This window comes from Spirillospora sp. NBC_01491, from assembly GCF_036227065.1.
In the GTDB taxonomy this organism is placed as follows: Bacteria; Actinomycetota; Actinomycetes; order Streptosporangiales; family Streptosporangiaceae; genus Spirillospora; species Spirillospora xylanilytica.
In genome coordinates, this window is the sequence record NZ_CP109432.1 from 3,719,097 (window position 1) to 3,734,531 (window position 15,435).

16 protein-coding genes and 1 pseudogene are annotated in these 15,435 nt (G+C 70.0%); 12 read left to right on the plus strand and 5 right to left on the minus strand.

Features of this window, described 5'->3' with window-relative positions; all coding sequences use genetic code 11:
• Positions 1–271 precede the first annotated feature (271 nt).
• From OHA34_RS17310 to OHA34_RS17335, 6 genes and pseudogenes are all read left to right on the plus strand, one after another.
• Positions 272–1,201: a hypothetical protein gene (locus OHA34_RS17310; protein WP_285942204.1), complete on the plus strand. Its 930-nt coding sequence runs from the start codon at positions 272–274 to the stop codon at positions 1,199–1,201.
• Positions 1,198–1,770 carry an ATP-binding protein gene (locus OHA34_RS17315; RefSeq protein ID WP_285942205.1) on the plus strand — a complete coding sequence of 191 codons (573 nt, stop codon included), beginning with the start codon at positions 1,198–1,200 and terminating at the stop codon, positions 1,768–1,770. The genes OHA34_RS17310 and OHA34_RS17315 overlap by 4 nt, the downstream gene beginning before the upstream one ends.
• A gap of 19 nt (positions 1,771–1,789) precedes the next feature.
• Entirely contained in the window at positions 1,790–3,244 is a 1,455-nt protein-coding gene (locus OHA34_RS17320) for an ASCH domain-containing protein (RefSeq protein WP_285942206.1), read from the plus strand.
• A 155-nt stretch (positions 3,245–3,399) separates the two neighbouring features.
• Positions 3,400–3,765 (plus strand): annotated as a pseudogene (locus OHA34_RS17325) (VOC family protein); the annotation flags it as partial.
• Positions 3,766–4,046: 281 nt separating this feature from the next.
• Positions 4,047–4,421, plus strand: coding sequence for a helix-turn-helix transcriptional regulator (locus tag OHA34_RS17330; RefSeq protein WP_285942802.1), 375 nt, complete (start codon positions 4,047–4,049; stop codon positions 4,419–4,421).
• A gap of 10 nt (positions 4,422–4,431) precedes the next feature.
• Positions 4,432–4,848, plus strand: a complete 417-nt coding sequence (locus tag OHA34_RS17335; protein ID WP_285942207.1) for a VOC family protein — start codon at positions 4,432–4,434, stop codon at positions 4,846–4,848.
• Here OHA34_RS17335 and OHA34_RS17340 read toward each other — a convergent pair.
• Both OHA34_RS17340 and OHA34_RS17345 read right to left on the minus strand, forming a co-directional pair.
• Entirely contained in the window at positions 4,826–5,203 is a 378-nt protein-coding gene (locus OHA34_RS17340; protein WP_285942208.1) for a hypothetical protein, read from the minus strand. The two genes, OHA34_RS17335 and OHA34_RS17340, sit on opposite strands and share 23 nt — an antisense overlap.
• A complete protein-coding gene (locus tag OHA34_RS17345) occupies positions 5,204–6,199 on the minus strand; it encodes a hypothetical protein (protein ID WP_285942209.1) in 996 nt (331 codons plus the stop codon).
• Positions 6,200–6,657: 458 nt separating this feature from the next.
• On the opposite strand from OHA34_RS17345, the gene OHA34_RS17350 reads away from it, so the two are divergent.
• Together OHA34_RS17350 and OHA34_RS17355 are read left to right on the plus strand one after the other, a co-directional pair.
• On the plus strand, positions 6,658–7,593 hold the full coding sequence (locus tag OHA34_RS17350) for an alpha/beta fold hydrolase (RefSeq protein ID WP_285942210.1): 936 nt from the start codon (positions 6,658–6,660) through the stop codon (positions 7,591–7,593).
• Positions 7,594–7,618: 25 nt separating this feature from the next.
• A complete protein-coding gene (locus tag OHA34_RS17355; RefSeq protein WP_285942211.1) occupies positions 7,619–8,632 on the plus strand; it encodes a WD40 repeat domain-containing protein in 1,014 nt (337 codons plus the stop codon).
• Here the strand turns inward: OHA34_RS17355 and OHA34_RS17360 are convergent.
• The gene (locus tag OHA34_RS17360; protein ID WP_285942213.1) at positions 8,629–9,879 is read right to left on the minus strand and encodes an MFS transporter; all 1,251 of its coding nucleotides are present in this window, start codon (positions 9,877–9,879) and stop codon (positions 8,629–8,631) included. The two genes, OHA34_RS17355 and OHA34_RS17360, sit on opposite strands and share 4 nt — an antisense overlap.
• A gap of 122 nt (positions 9,880–10,001) precedes the next feature.
• On the opposite strand from OHA34_RS17360, the gene OHA34_RS17365 reads away from it, so the two are divergent.
• The gene (locus tag OHA34_RS17365; protein WP_285942214.1) at positions 10,002–11,000 is read left to right on the plus strand and encodes a LysR family transcriptional regulator; all 999 of its coding nucleotides are present in this window, start codon (positions 10,002–10,004) and stop codon (positions 10,998–11,000) included.
• 33 nt (positions 11,001–11,033) lie between these two features.
• Here OHA34_RS17365 and OHA34_RS17370 read toward each other — a convergent pair whose 3' ends face one another.
• Positions 11,034–11,687 (minus strand): TetR/AcrR family transcriptional regulator, encoded by a 654-nt coding sequence (locus tag OHA34_RS17370; protein WP_329522210.1) that lies wholly within the window; start codon positions 11,685–11,687, stop codon positions 11,034–11,036.
• A 190-nt stretch (positions 11,688–11,877) separates the two neighbouring features.
• Here OHA34_RS17370 and OHA34_RS17375 point away from each other — a divergent pair, with 190 nt between their 5' ends.
• Complete coding sequence (locus OHA34_RS17375) at positions 11,878–12,714, plus strand: SDR family NAD(P)-dependent oxidoreductase (protein ID WP_285942216.1); 837 nt, start codon at positions 11,878–11,880, stop codon at positions 12,712–12,714.
• 106 nt (positions 12,715–12,820) lie between these two features.
• Positions 12,821–13,792, plus strand: a complete 972-nt coding sequence (locus tag OHA34_RS17380) for an alpha/beta hydrolase (RefSeq protein ID WP_285942217.1) — start codon at positions 12,821–12,823, stop codon at positions 13,790–13,792.
• Between the two features lie 108 nt (positions 13,793–13,900).
• On the opposite strand, the gene OHA34_RS17385 is transcribed toward OHA34_RS17380, so the two are convergent.
• On the minus strand, positions 13,901–14,761 hold the full coding sequence (locus tag OHA34_RS17385) for an enoyl-CoA hydratase/isomerase family protein (RefSeq protein WP_285942218.1): 861 nt from the start codon (positions 14,759–14,761) through the stop codon (positions 13,901–13,903).
• A gap of 109 nt (positions 14,762–14,870) precedes the next feature.
• Here OHA34_RS17385 and OHA34_RS17390 point away from each other — a divergent pair, with 109 nt between their 5' ends.
• Complete coding sequence (locus OHA34_RS17390; RefSeq protein WP_285942219.1) at positions 14,871–15,431, plus strand: TetR/AcrR family transcriptional regulator; 561 nt, start codon at positions 14,871–14,873, stop codon at positions 15,429–15,431.
• Positions 15,432–15,435 lie beyond the last annotated feature (4 nt).

Below are 15,435 nucleotides of genomic sequence, written 5' to 3' on the forward strand. Positions count from 1 at the left end.
TCTCGAACTCGCGGAGCACGTGCAGCAGGTGCCGCTGGTTCCAGATCAGCGTCGAGAGTCCACGACGACAGGTCTGCACCCACCACACTGGGCGTAATCCGGCCCACGGCCGTCCCGTCCTGGACGGTGAGCCTGAGCACACGCCCCGCGTCCGCCCAGCCTGGCATCCACGGGCGGACCACCACCCCGCCGAGATCACTTCATTTCTGTCTGGGTATTTTCTGGGCACTAGAGTGGGCATTTCTTGGGCGTCTTGTGTAAGACTACAGCCATGCCCACTTTCGGAACGCCCTTGAACGATCAGGCGGCCGACGCGCTCGCCGACGAGGTGCGGGCCATCGTGCGGTTCGGACTGCCGGTACGTGCCGACCGCGCCGGTGCCCGGCTGCTGGGACTGGCCGGGGTACGGGCGCGGGCCATTGACCTCGATGATCCGGCGAGCCGGGCCCATGCGCTGGACGCCGCGCTGCGCGAAGAGCTGGGCCGCCTAGAGAACGCCGGGCTCGCTGAGGCGGCGCGGCTGCTGTTCGGCTTCGAGTCCGAGACCTCGGGCGCGAAGCTGACCGCACGGCGGGCGGCGGCGGCCACGGCTGCCGGGTACGAAGTGCATCACTTCCGGAAGCGGATCGAGCCGAAGATCTGTGGCCTGGTCGCCTGGCAACTGCGCCGCGCCAGCGAGGCGTCCGTCGCCGAAGCGGACCCGTCCGCACCTGTCCTGCACGCCTCGGGGCAGCCGCTGGTGCTGCCAGCGGACGTGTTCGCGTGGGAAGCCATCGAGCACCAACACACCCTCGCCGCCCTGTGGGGCGCGGTCTACCTGCTGCGCGCCGAACTGCTGACCGTGGCCCGCCTGGTCAGCATGGACGCACCGGCCGTCGAGAGCAACGGCGCCGCCACCGCGGCGTTGTGGCGGCACGCCCAGGTCCTGGCCGCGACCGCCTCCTACCGCGCGTCCTACGGCGCGGTCCTGCTGCACACCGCGACTGAGCTGGCGCCTGAACAGATCGGCGCTTCCGCCGGCTGGACTCCTGCCCTGGCCCCGGCCCAGGAACTGCTCCTGGCCGAGCTCGGCGAGCCTGAGCAGGGCCTCGTCGACTTCACCGCCCGGCTGGATGAGGCGGCTGGTGGTCCTGAACTCGCTGCCACCTGGCGGCGTGCACTGACCGGCCTCTCCGGCCCCGACCAGGAAGAACGCAGATGAGTCTCGACCAGCTCCTCAATCCGCACACCCCACCGCGCCGGTATGTGATCACCGGCGGTCCGTCTGCCGGGAAGGAGGCCGTCTTCACCCGCCTGCTGGCGTTGGAGATCCCCTGCACCGAGGGCGAACCCGCCCGGGAGATCTACCGCAGGCACCGCAACCGGCTCGGCCGCCACCTACAGGTCGCCGACCGGCAGGAGTACTCCCGCGACGTGCTGGCGGCGTTCGTCTCCGAGTTCTGCGACCACAAGGCCGGTCTTCGCTTCTACAACCGGGGCATCCCGGACGGGTACGGGTGGGACGCCTTCTTCGGCCTCCGCGCCTACCCCGAACTGGAGGAAGCCACTCGCATCTACCGGTACGACGCGGTGTTCGTCCTTGACTCCCTCGACGACTTCGATTCCGAGGACGACCTGGTATGGGCCAAGGAACGCGAGATCCGCCGCGTCCACGAGCTGATCGTCCAGGGGTACTACGACGCCGGCTATAAGCCGATCTTCGTCCCGGCCGACGAGCCGGGCCGCCGGATCGACTTCATTCTCGCCCAGCTCCCCGTTCCCGCCGTCTGATCAGAAGGGCGCCGATCCCGTGAACGGACGTACCGACAGCGTGGAGATCATTAGCCCGAACAACGTCCTGGCCAACGCGATGCTGCGCAGCGTCGACATGGTCCGGCCCCGCCTTCAAGCCGCCAACCCCGACCGGGTCGCGTTCTGCGTCGGCACCCAGATCAACGGCGCACCGCACCTGGGAACCTGCCTGGTGCAGACGGCGGCGTTCCTCCTGGCCAAGCAGACCAAGCGGGCCTTCGGTGTCGACACCATCGTCCGGTTCGGGGCACTCGACAATGCCCCCTACGACATCCGGCTCGACCCCGAAACCCACCATGCCTACCAGACCACCTACGCCTACGCACTCGGCGTCGACGGTGTAGAGGACCTACTCGGCAGGTACTACCGGGCCATGTTCGACTCCCTGGCTGATGCCACCGGCGTCGACTACGAGATCGAGACCTACACCGCCCAGCAGGCCGACCCCGCATTCCGGCACGAGTTCCTCGCCACCCTCGGCCGGCTGGCCCAGATCCGCTGGCCGCTCGCCCCCTCACACGGCCAGGTCCATATCCGGCTGCCGTGCCGGCAGTGCGGATGGGCGGAGAAGCGCGCCGAGCGTACCCGTCTGCTGCGCACCGGGTCCGGGGGCGCCGACTTCGCCGCGGTCTGCACCGACCACGGTGACTACGAGGTCGCGGTCACCGCCGACACCGGCGCCTACCTCGATCTGGCGACGCTCTACCGGAACCTGGTCAAGGAGCGCCTGGCGGTCCGCGACCACGTCACCCTGTCGGTGATGGTCAAGGGCGGCGACTGGGCATACGGCTGCCAGCTTGTCGACGAAGCCTTCGCCCAACTCCCCGGCCTCGTCCCGCCGCCGCGCGTGTTCACACCGATGGTGCTCACCGACACCGGCGCCAAGCTGTCGAAATCCCTGATCCGCGAGAACCGTGTGGCACCGCCGTCCGGCGCCCGGCCCTGGATGCTCGACGTCACCGACTGGGACGGCGACACCGACTCTTTCATCGACGCCATGGTCTGGCTCGTCTCACGGATGCTCGCCGACCCCAAACACTTCTACCGCTCCTACACGACCGCCGAACTGGACAGGATCATGACCGCACGCCCCGCCCCCACCACCGCGCCGCGCGCCCGCGAGATGAACCTCTATCGCCGCTACTTCGATCTGGTCGCCGCGGGAAGCAAGACGATCGAGGTCCGGGTCCAGTACCCCAACCTCCGCAACCTGGCCGCCGGTGACCACGTTCGGTTCGTGTGCGGCGGTGACGACGCCCTCACCCGCGTCAAGCGCGTCGCCCACTACAGCTCGTTCGAGGAGATGCTCGACACCGAGGACCCCGAGCGGGTGAACCCGACCAGCCCCCGCGACCAGCAGCTCGCCAACATCCGCCGCATCTACGGCCCTGAGAAAGAGGCCCTGGGCGTACTAGCGATCGAGATCGAGCTCATCAGCGAACCGACCGCTTGACCGATCGTCGTCAGTCCACGACCGGTACTTCCGCGTGGTCCAGCCATAGGTGCGTGCCGTCGTGCGACACCGTTGCGCCGAACCGTCCCAGCGCCTGCGGCGCGGCCGGTATAACCGGTTCGTCCCGCCCGAGTCCAGCTCCTAGGATCGGCGGCATGGCGACGCGGCTTGTTCAGATTCATGTGAAGGCTCGGGATGACTCGGCGCTCGGCCGGTTCTGGGCGGAGGCGCTCGCCTGGGACGCTTCCAGCGAGGGACCCGGCGTGACCAACCTCGAGCCCGAGGGCCTCGTCTACCCCGACCCCGCCGCCGTCTGCATCGACATCGTCGCCGACCCGCAAACCAAAACAACGAAGAACCGCGTGCACATCGATCTCGCCACGACCTCCGCCGCCCATCAGGCGGACCTGGTGGCGCGCCTTCAGGAACTCGGCGCAACGCCCGCAGACGTGGGCCAGAACGACGTCCCGTGGACGGTCCTCGCCGACCCCGAGGGCAACGAGTTCTGCGTCCTCACTCCGGCCTGACGCGAGCCGTGCCCGCGGGCGGCTTCGTGGTCCGGGCGTGCACACCGTGAAGGCCGCGGACGGGCCCGGGTCGTGATCGGGTGGCGGCCTGGTCAGGGCCGCCACAGCAGCACCATCCCGTCCCGGCCGCCCGCGCCTCCCGTTCCATGCGCGCCACCATCTGATCGTGACCGGTTTGAGGCATCCGGGACCGGCGCGGCGGTGCCCTGGCGCCGTGGGAGAGTGGGCGTGTGACCTTGGAGGACCTCGTCCGGCTGCGTCGGGCCCGTGACCGGATGGACCGCGACTACGCCGAGCCGCTCGATGTTCCGGCGCTGGCGCGCGGCGCCCTCATGTCGCCGGGCCACTTCTCCCGCAGCTTTCGCGCCGCCTTCGGGGAGACGCCGTACAGCTACCTGATGACGCGCCGGATCGAGCGGGCCAAGGCGCTGCTGCGGCGGGGCGACCTGACGGTGACCGACGTCTGCTTCGCGGTCGGCTGCACCTCGCTGGGGTCGTTCAGCTCGCGGTTCACCGAGCTGGTCGGCGAGAGCCCGAGCTCGTACCGGACCCGCCGCCATGACGAGGGCTCCGCCGTCCCGGCCTGCGTCGCCAAGATCCACACGCGGCCGATCAGGAACGGAGAAGCGGGCCCGTCCCCCGGCCCCTAGCGTGAAGCGCATGGACATCGAGCTTTCGCAGTGCTTCATCGCCGTAGACGACCACGACGCGGCGCTCGTCTTCTACCGGGACGTCCTCGGCCTGGAGATGCGCAACGACGTCGGGTTCGAGGGGATGCGCTGGGTGACCGTCGGCTCGCCGTCGCAGCCCGGTGTGGAGATCGTCCTCGAACCGCCCGTCTGCGACCCGAACGCCTCACCCACCGACAGGCGGGCCATGGCGGAACTGCTGGCGAAGGGCCTGCTGCGTGGTGTGATCTTCAGGACCGACGACTGCGACGCCGTCTTCGAGCGCGTCAGCGGCGCGGGCGGTGAGGTGCTCCAGGAGCCGATGGACCAGCCGTACGGCGTCCGCGACTGCGCCTTCCGCGATCCCTCCGGCAACATGCTGCGCTTCACCCAGCCTCGCGGGCAGTAGGCGCTACCCGGAGGGACGACGGCCGGTCCCAGACGGTGTCGGACCGGCTGATGATCCGGCGGAGTTCGCGTGCGCTTCGAGGTGAAACGGCCCGCATCACGATGTCGAGGAGCGCGCGGGCTTCGAGCGGGTCGCCGCAGCAGTACCAGTGCACGTCGCCCCACTCGTAGTCGTCCCATAGCCGACGCTCGGAACGATGGACGTAGTCCTTCCACAGGCGCACGGCGGCGCTGACGTCTCCCGGCTCCAGATAATTTCGGGTGTGCTCAAGGTGTTGGATCTCGGACAGCGCGCGCGAGGACAGACCGTCGATGACCGGACCCGCGTCTCGTGCCCGGTGAAGCGGGGCGCCCACTCACGCCTCCTCGACCACGCGGATCCGGGGTGGCCGCAGACTCCTCGGGTCGGTGCGCAGCGCGGCGCGCCCGCCGTTCCGGACGTCGATGAGGTCCGCTTCCCATCCCCCTTCACACAGTTCGGCGTCCGTCATGACCAGGTCTTCGCCGTCCCGGCCGGTGGCGGCCAGGTGCCCGATGAACCCGAAGGGCAACCGTTCGACGACCCAGCCCGGCCAGCGGGCGGCCGACTTCGCCATGAGTTGGGGTGGGACGCTGTCCGCCGTCCAGTAGCGGAGCCGACGTGCCGCGAGATCGATGACCGCGCCGGAGTCGGCGGTCTCCTCGGCCGGCATGGGATAGGGCGCATGGGCCAGTAGTTTTGCCGGGAGAGGTTCGCCGTGCTGCGCCAGAAATGGCACGATGCCGTTAACGGCGAGCTGGTAATCCATGACAATACCGTCGGGTGCGATAATGCTCACCACCGCATTGGCCGGGGCGAACCAGTCTGCGATCGTCTCATGGTAGAGAACTGAAATCTCTCGGTGGACGGGATTCCAGCCGACGAACCAGCCGTCCCGAGAGGTCAGGGCCGCGTCCAGCGGGGTCGCCTCCGTATCGGCCGGCGCGACGACCACCGGTCTGACCTCTGGCGCCACCGCGGCGAGATCCTCGCGTCCGGCCCAGGCGTAGCCGACATCCCAGCCGGCCCATCCAGGCGCCGACGCCAGCCGCAGTGCCGCACTTTCGAGGTAGGCGGCGCCGGACTTCAACAGGCCGCAGCCGAAGTAGCGGTATCGGCGCGTGACGAGGTCGAGCGCGACCCCCCGGCAGAACCACGAGTCCACGAGATCGCGTGCACGCTCGTCGCCCACCGCCACGCCACCGCGCAAGACCGCCTCGACGGTCCGAGCACGATCGCCTTCCCTGGCGAGGTACCAGTCCCCCCATTTCTGGCCCATCGCCCAGCACGACCCGTCTTCGGCCCGCAGCACGTAGGCGGTCCAGCATCCCATTTCAGATCCTCCGGGGTGGCGGCGGCGTTGCCGAGGACGCCGGTGATCGCCACCGAGGTCGCAGGGCTCGAGTCTGCTGGACGGGCCGGTTCCTGTCGACGCACGTGCCGTGGAGGCGGGTCCGGGGTCTTGGGCCCGTCTCAGAGTGCCTCGGCCGTCGCGCGAGCGCGTTATCTGGCCGGTGGGGCGAAGCCGGAGGCGAGCCCCACCGGCCAGATCGCGAAGCGATGTCGCGCTCGCCCAAGCACGGTCGGCGTCCGAGCCCTAGGCGAGGATGCCGGGCCGGGCGTTGGAAACACGGTCTAGGTCCACCACTGCGGTGGAGATCGGTGCACACCTGCCGGGTGTGTGGGCCCATCGATGAAATTGCCCGGTCTCGCCAGAATATTAATTGTTCGAGTACGCGAATCGGGCACGCCGGACGGCGGCCTGACCCCACTTTCAGGAGTTGCGTCCAGATGGTTGATACCGCACGGAAGAAGCGTCGTCTCCGGCCGGCCTTCGTGGCCATTTCTCTGGCCACCGCACTGACCGGGATCACCGCCTGTACGGACGCGAATCCACCCGCCGCTGGGAAGCCCGCCGGTGCCGCTCGGCCGACTGCCTCCAGCCGGCCTTCGGCGCCGTCCGTCCACATGATCGCGAACGGTGACCACAACCTGGCCTTCAACGTCGTGCCCGGCCGTCTCCCGGCCGTCGTCCTGGACGCCGGCGGGGGCGAGGACTCGTCCTACTGGACGAAGCTGGCACCCGTCCTGGCCCAGAAGACCGGCTCCATGGTCGTCACCTATGACCGGGCCGGCCTGGGGAAGAGCGACGAGGTCCCCGGGCCGTGGAAGGTCGAGAACGCCGTGTCCGACCTGGAGGCCGGGCTCACGAAACTGGGCATCACCCGCGACGTGGTCCTGGTGTCGCACTCCCAGGCGGGCGAGGTCGCCACCTACTTCGCCAAGAAGAACCCCGAATGGGCGGCGGGCGCCGTCCTCGTGGACGCCAGCCTGCCGGATTTCTACACCGACGCCGAGACGGCGAGGATCGAAGCCGCGAACAAGGCCCAGATAGCGGCTCTCAAGGACCAGCCCTCGACAAAACAGACCCGCCAGCTTCAGGCCACCGCGGCCGAATACGGTCCGATGCACCGCGCTTACCACAAGGTCTCCTGGCCGCAGAGCATTCCGGCGACCGCCATCGTCTCGGCGAAGACCCCCTTCGAGACGCCCGAGGACGCGCGACTCTGGCGAGACGCCCAGCAGCGGTTCGTGAACGCCGCACCGAATCGCGATCTCGTCACCGCCGAAAGAAGTTCGCATGACATCGCGGGAGATCGTCCTGATGTCATCATCGAGGCGGTCGCCAAGATGCTCACGATGTCTCCCAGGGGGCAGGCCGGTTGAGGGAACGGGCTCTACGATGCCGGGCATGTCCGTCTCTGCCTCCATCCTGACCAGCTCGTGCCCCTTCGGGGACATCTGGGACTTCGACCTCGTCGTCCTCGACGGCCGGCCTCTTCTCGTCGGAACCCAGGACCGCCACCACCGCGCCTGTACCTGGGACCCGGCCCGCGACCTATGGACGGAGCACTCGCTCGACGACCCGTGGTTCGAGGAGAAGGGCGGCTACACCGAGATCACCGCACTCGGCGCCGCGGTCGTGGACGGCCGGATCCTGATCGGCGGCGGCGGTGACCACCAGGGCTTCGCGCAATGGGACCTGGAGACCGGCAAGGTCAGGTTGTTCGCCCAGGACGGCGGCGTGGCCTCGGCGACCGCTGCCGACTTCGGCGGACGCGCGCTGTTCGTCTTCGGCGGCACCTCTCAGACGGCCGTACACGTGTGGGAGCCGACGGTGGCCGGACCCGGGGAGCCGGACGACCCTGCCGATCAGCCCTTCCCCCGCATCTTCCGGGCCGAGATCTGGGAACTGTGCGCCCGGTCGCTCACCGGCAGCGCCGTCGCGGCGGGCATGGTGGAGGACCGGCGGGTCGTGGTGGCCGGCGACCGTCGCGGCGCGGTGCTCGTGTGGGACATCGACGACGCCCGCCCCCTCGCCCGCTTCGACCGTGCCGGCGAGGGGCCGAGCGACTTTGCCCTGGCCACCGTGGACGGCCGCCCGCGCGTGGTGGCCGCTGGAGGGAGCGGTCTCATGCTGGGCGATCCTGACACCGGCGAGTGGGACGAGCCCCTCGCCGTGCCCGGCGGCAGGATCACCTGCCTGGCCGCGGGCCGCGCGAACGGCCGTCCGGTCGCCGTGACGGGCGCTGAGGACGGCACCGTGTGCGTCTGGGATCTGGCGGAACGACGCCTGGTGGACCGGCCGATCAGCGGACATCCCTACGAGGTGAACGGCGTTGGAGTGACCGAGCTGGAAGGCCGTCCAGTGATCATCAGCAACTGCCGTGTGGATGCCGTACGCGTGTGGCCACTGGACCTCTAGCTGTGGGAGGCCAGGACGTTGCCGCTCGCGGCGGGCTCAGGGTCGGACGAGTCCGTCCGTTTGGGCAGCAGGAGCGGGGTGGCGAGCAGGAGGACGCCGGACATGGTGATCGCGGCGAGCGGGCTGGTGAGGGTGGCGAGGACGCCCCAGATCACCATCAGGGCGGCCTGGAGGAGTTTGCTGCTGACACTCCAGGCGGTGAGGACCCGGGCGGCATGGTCCGCGGGAGTCCGTTGCAGGCGTTCCGTCGCGTAGATCGGATTGAAGACGCCCATGCAGGTGATCAGCAGGCCCTCGACGAGGATCACAGTGAGCAGTCCGGGGATACCGGGCTGGACGAACGCGAGACCGAGCGGGAAGAGCGATCGCAGCCAGCCGGAGACGGTCATGACCCGGCGCCGGCCGTAGCGGGTCACCAGGCGGGCGGAGAGGCGGGCGCCCACGAAGCCGCCGAGTGCCGGGACGCCGAAGGCGAGACCGTACTGCCAGGCCGGGAAGTGGTACTGGCCCAGCAGGAGGACGGACAGGAGCGGGAGGGCGGCCATGATGAGGCCGCTGACCAGGATCGAGTTGAGGAACAGGCGCCGTAGTACGCGGTCGCGGAGGATGAACCGCCAGCCCGCGAGAAGGTCGGATCCGCGCAACCTGGTGGCCCGCTCGCGGGGTGCCGCGACGTCGCCTCCGCGGATGCGGAGGACTCCGAGCGCGGACAGCAGGTAGCTGAGGGCGTCGGCCATGACGGTGACGACCGGGCCGACCAACCCGATGAGCGCACCGCCGAGGGGCGGACCCACCGCGGTAGCCGCCCAGCTCGTGCCCTCGAACCTCCCGTTCGCCACAAGGAGGTGATCGCCACGGACGAGGTATTTCAGATACGCGCCCGATGCGGCGCCGAAGGCGATGTTCGCGGTCCCGGAGACGACCGAGACGACCAGCAACTGGCCGTAGGACAGCAGGTCGAGGACGTACGCGATCGGAACGCTCGCCATCGCGACGAACCGGATCAGGTCCATCGCGATCATCACCGGACGCTTGGCCCGGTGCTCGACCCACGGCCCGAGCGAGAGCGCGACGGCCGCCGCGACGGCGAGCCCGGCCGCCTCCAGAAGCGAAACGGCGAATGCCGACGAGTGCAGCACTCGAACCGCGATCAGCGGGAACGCTCCGAAGGCGATCCACGTGCCGTATGTACTGACGGCGTAGGCCGACCACAGCCAACCGAAGCTGCGTCCCAACTGCACGCGCATGCGACTCCCTTGTGACAACCGATGTTCGGGTCTCTGTATCGCATCAGCCGCACTGTCACGGGATCAAACAACCGGCGACCGGCGAGCCACAACGATCGGTTGGGCACCCATAGGCTGGGTCCATGGATACCGAAGCGGTGCGATCGTTCGTCCGCGCGGCCGAGCTCGGGCAGTTGCAACACGCGGCCGACGAACTCGGCGTGACACAGCAGGCCGTGTCGAAGCGGATCGCGACCCTCGAGCGCGAACTCGACGTCCGGTTGTTCACCCGCACCGCCCGCGGGGTCGAGCTGACACTCGACGGCCAGGCCTTCCTCCCGCACGCCCGGAACGCCGTCACGGGCATCGATCGCGCCATCACCGCGATCAGACCGGGCTCGCGGGCCCTCCGGATCGACGTTCTCGGCCTGCGGTCCGCGCAGGCCGTCGTCCTGCACGACTACTGGCGGTCGCATCCCGGAACCGACCTCGACGTGGTGGTCCTCAGGGTCAACGACCCGCGCGTGGCGGTCGCCGCCGTCCAGGCAGGCGATATCGACGCCTCGTTCCGCACGATCACCGACCCGGCCGCGCTGCCGCGCGACGTGCGAATGATCCGCGCGTTCGACTCCCCGTTGGAACTCCTCGTCGGCCCGAGACATCCGCTCGCCTCCGCACGCACGCTGACACCGCCCCAGTTGCGCCGGCACCGGATCTGGGTGCCGGGTATCGCGCCGCGAAGCGAATGGGCGGAGTTCTACGATCAGCTCACCACCGACTTCGACCTCCGCGTCGACGCGGCGGGCCCGAACTTCGGCAACGAGGTTCTCCTCGACACCCTCGCGGACTCCGCGGACGTGGCCACCCTCGTGGGCGCGCGCGACCGGTACATCTGGCCGACCAACCACGACCTGCGCCGCATCCCGATCGTGAATCCGACGCTCGCGTACCCGCTCTCACTCATCCTCCCCAGAACGAATCCGCACCCGGGACTCCGGGCGATCATCGACCACCTCGGAAGCCTGACACCGCTCCCCGGGACGGTCTGGCTCCCCTCCTGGGCACGCAACCACGCCGCGGCGACGGAGACACCGGACATGGAACGGTCGAGGGCGGCCAGGGCGGCAGAATTTCGTGGGTGACGAACCTGACCGACATGAGTGAGCGCGAGTACTTCAGGCTCGTGCGGATCCATCGTCGAGGAACGCCGGTGAGTTCGGATACAGCAAGGCTGCGGCGCACTGGTCGAAGAGCCATTGCTCGGCCTTGGAGAAGGACCATCCGGTGTCGTCGAGCAGCGTGAAGTATCCGCTGTAGCCGAAGTAGAACCACAGGACGTCGGCGGCGCGCCGCGCGTCGATGCCCGGGGCGAGGCCGCCGAGCTCGTCGAGGCGTCCCGCTACCGTGGCCAGCGTCCCGCGGTACCGGTGCGTGGAGAGCCTGAGCTTCTCCGCTGCCACGCTGTCGTGCGGGCCGGTCGCGAGCATCACCCGCATGATGTCGCCGTACTTCTCGCGTACCTGCCGGCTCGCGCTGGCGACCAGCCGCAGGATCTGCGCTGGGTCGTCGAGTCCGGCCAGCCGGTCGAGGCTGCTGCGCAGGATCGGGTCGGCGCCCCAGATATCGCTCAATATCACGATGAGCCCCTTTTTCCCTCCCGTCACCGCGTAGACGGTCGCGGGGGCGACGCGCGCCTGCTTCGCGATCTGTTCGACCGTGGTGGCGAAGTAGCCCTGCTGGGCGAACAGCGCGCGGGCGGCCTGGACGATCGCCGCGCGCGTCGCCTCGGCGTACTCGGCCCGACGGCCCGTGGCCTGGCTGCCGTCCATCTCCGCCTCCGGACCCCTTGCTCTGACAGGTGAGGCGCAGAGTCTACCGACCGGCCCACGGCGGGAGCGGTCGCCGGGCTGTTGATCAGAGTGTTACTCTGATCAACAGAGGCACACTTTACCGAGTCGGTGGCATGCCGCGGCCGGGACGACGGGTGACGGCACCTCGCTCCAGGCAGGAGTTCGATATATGAGCGACAACAAGGTCGCGCTCGTCACGGGGACGTCCAGCGGGATCGGTCTGCACACCGCCGTGGGATTGGCGCGCACGGGAGCCCGAGTCGTCGCGACGATGCGGGACACCGGCCGGGCGGACCCGCTGCTGGCCGAGGCCGCCGACCAGGGGGTCGACCTGACGGTGCGGAGGCTCGACGTCACCGACCACGACGGTGCCCGTGCGTGCCTCGACGAGGTGGCGGCCGAGTTCGGGCCCGTCGAGATCCTCGTCAACAACGCCGGCCAGTCCGTCGCGGGGACCCTGGAGCAGCTCGATGACGCCGTCCTGCGCAGGCAGCTCGATGTCAATCTCCTGGGCGCCGCCGCGCTCACCCGGCATGTGCTGCCGTCGATGCGGGAATCCGGTGCCGGCCGAATCGTCAGCGTCACCAGCGACAGTGCGGTCGTCGGCCAGCCGTTCCTCGACGCCTACTGCGCATCGAAGTTCGCCCTTGAAGGGCTGATGCAGTCCCTGGCGCCGGTCGCGGCCCGTTTCGGTGTCGTGGTCAGCGTGGTCGAGCCCGCGCACGTCTCCACGAACATGGCCGAGAACGTCGACCTCCAAGCGCTGTCCGACCCCGACGACCCCTACCGCGGTCTGACCGAGAAGTTCCTCCGGAGTTCCTACGCGGCCATGGCACGGGCGCAGGCCGTTCAGGATGCGGCGGCGGTCGTGATCGAGGCGGCGACGACCGGCACGCCCCGCTTCCGCTGGCAGACGTCCGAGGCCGCCGTCGCTTCGGCCCGGCTCTCCCTCGCGGACCTGGACGGCGGTGCCGTCCTCAAGGCCATGTCCGGATGGCTGGACTGAGGCGGTCGCTCTCTGCGCCGAGAGCCGTACCCCGCGGGCTTCAGACAGCGTCTCCCCGTCGTGCCCGACCGGCGGAGCCTCCCCCAGAACCAGCGAAGGAGTAAAGATGTCCGACCAGCATCCGACCCCGACTCCCGTCCTCGAGCCCGCCGCCGCCGCGTTCGCCGAGGCCACCGCCAACCCGCCGTTCCTGTTCCAGTTGCCGGTGGACGAGGCGCGTGCCGCGGTGGACGAGGTCCAGTCCGGCGAGATCTCCGCGCCCGAGATCGACGAGGAATGGGTCACCGTCGAGGGCGGCCCGACCGGATCGGTCCAGGCGCGCGTCGTCCGGCCGAAGGGGGCCGCCGGCCCCCTGCCCGTCGTCATCTACATCCACGGCGCCGGATGGGTCTTCGGCAACGCCCGCACCCACGACCGCCTGGTCCGGGAGCTGGCCGTCGGCGCCGGCGCCGCCGTGGTCTTCCCCGAGTACGACCGCTCGCCCGAGCACCGGTACCCGGTCGCCATCGAGCAGAACTACGCGGTCGCCCGCTGGGTGGTCGCCAAAGGCGCCGGCAAGGGCCTGGACGCGTCCCGCATCGCCGTGGCCGGAGACTCCGTCGGCGGCAACATGGCCATCGCCCTCACCCTGATGGCCAAGGAGCACGGGGACGTGCCGCTGGTCCAGCAGGTGCTGTTCTACCCGGTCACCGACGCCGCCTTCGACACCGGCTCGTACCACCAGTTCGCCCAGGGCTACTTCCTGCGCCGCGACGGTATGCACTGGTTCTGGGACCAGTACACCACCGACGAGAACGAGCGCGCGCAGATCACCGCGTCGCCGCTGCGGGCCACCACCGAGCAGCTCGCCGGGCTGCCGCCGGCCCTGGTCATCACCGCCGAGGCCGACGTCCTGCGCGACGAGGGCGAGGCCTACGCCGCCAAGCTGCGCGCCGCGGGCGTCCCGGTCACCGCCATCCGCCAGCTCGGCGTCATCCACGACTTCGTGATGCTCAACGCCCTGCGCGAGACGCACGGCGCCCAGGCCGCCATCGACCAGGCCGTCCACACGCTGCACACCGTCCTGCACCGGGGCTGACCCGCACGGGTGCCTCTGGGGATCAGCGACCGCCGAGTCGCCACCGGGAAGGGCCGGTGGCGACTCGGCGGCGTTGTGACCGGCCGGGCAGGCCGGTCCGCGAGCCGGTCAGGATCGGTGCGCCCAGGGAATGCCCTCGAGCAGGCGCTCGAGCCGCAGCTCACCGTCACGCGTCTGCCCGCCATGCTCCATGACCACCCGAAGCCGGTCGACGACGTCGTCCGGGGACGGGTAGACCTTCGCGTGGGCGGTCGCCTCCTCGGTGAGGTTCGGGACGGGGCCGCTCGCCTCGGCCGCGTCCAGCGCCTCCTTCGCCGCGGCGGCGACGCCCTCGGGCAGGACCGCGACGCGCCGCGCGAGGGTGTCGACGAAGGCGTCGAGGTGCTCGTCCGGCACCGCGCGGTTGATCCATCCGTAGCGTTCGGCGAGCTCGGTCCCGAACGGCTCCGCGCCGAGCACGATCTCCAGGGCGCGGGCGCGGCCGACCAGCCGGTTGAGGTACTGGGTGCCGCCCCCGCCGGGGAAGATGCCCATCAGCGACTCCGGCTGCGACAGCCAGGTGCGGTCCGCGGCGGCGAACCGCATGTCCGCGGCCATCGCCAGTTCGACACCGCCCGCCCGCGCGTACCCGCGCAGCTTCGCGATCGTCACCTGCGGCAGGGTGCGCAGCAGCTCGTTGAGCTGCTGGAGAGGGTTGAGGGACGGGTCGGCGTCGGGATCGGCCAGCGCCATGAGCGTGCTGGGGTCGAAGGACCACTCGAAGTCCGCGTGGGCGGAGAAGAAGTCGGGGTTGGCGGACTGGAAGACGATCACGGCGATGCCGGGGTCGGAGCGCACCTCGGTCGCGAACGCCTTGAGGTCGCCGGCCAGCGTGGCGTCGAGGGTGTTGACCGGCGGGTTGTCGATCGTGACCCAGGCGACCCGGTCCTCGGCGCGGACCACGAGGGACTGGTAGCCGTTGTAGCTCATCACTGCGCTCCCTTCGGCCGGACCGCCTGGCGGCGCCCGGCCGAGCATTATTTAGTGGGCGTTACAGAAGTAACGTAGCAGATTCTTTAGCGTGCGGTAAAGTATTGGCATGGCTGGTAGACCGAGGACGTTCGACCGGGACGCGGTACTGCGGATGGCGATGCGCGCGTTCTGGGAGCGCGGGTACGACGGAGTGAGCGTCGCGCAGCTCTGCGCGGAGGCCGGGCTGGCCGCGCCGAGCCTCTACGCGGCCTTCGGCGACAAGCAGGCCCTGTTCGAGGAGGCGTCCGCGCTGTACACCGAGCATCTCGACGACGACCTGGAGCGGGACCTGTCGGCGGCCTCCGCGCGCGAGGCGATCGAGCGCCTGCTGCGGTCCTCGGCGGAGCACTTCACCGCGCCCGGGTCGCCGCCCGGCTGCCTCGTCATGGGCGAGCCGCGGCTCGCCGAGCGGCGCCGGAAGACGCGCTCGGCGATCCGCGCGCGGCTGCGCCGGGCCGCCGCGGAGGGAGAGCTCTCCTCGGACGACGAGGCCGACGAGATCGCGGTGTTCGTCGACACCGTGCTGACCGGCATGGCCGCCCAGGCCCGCGACGGCGTCGGCCGCGCGGAGCTGCTCGGCGCGGCGCGGAGCGCGGCGCGCGCCTGGCCTGCCGGGACGGATGCGTAGACCA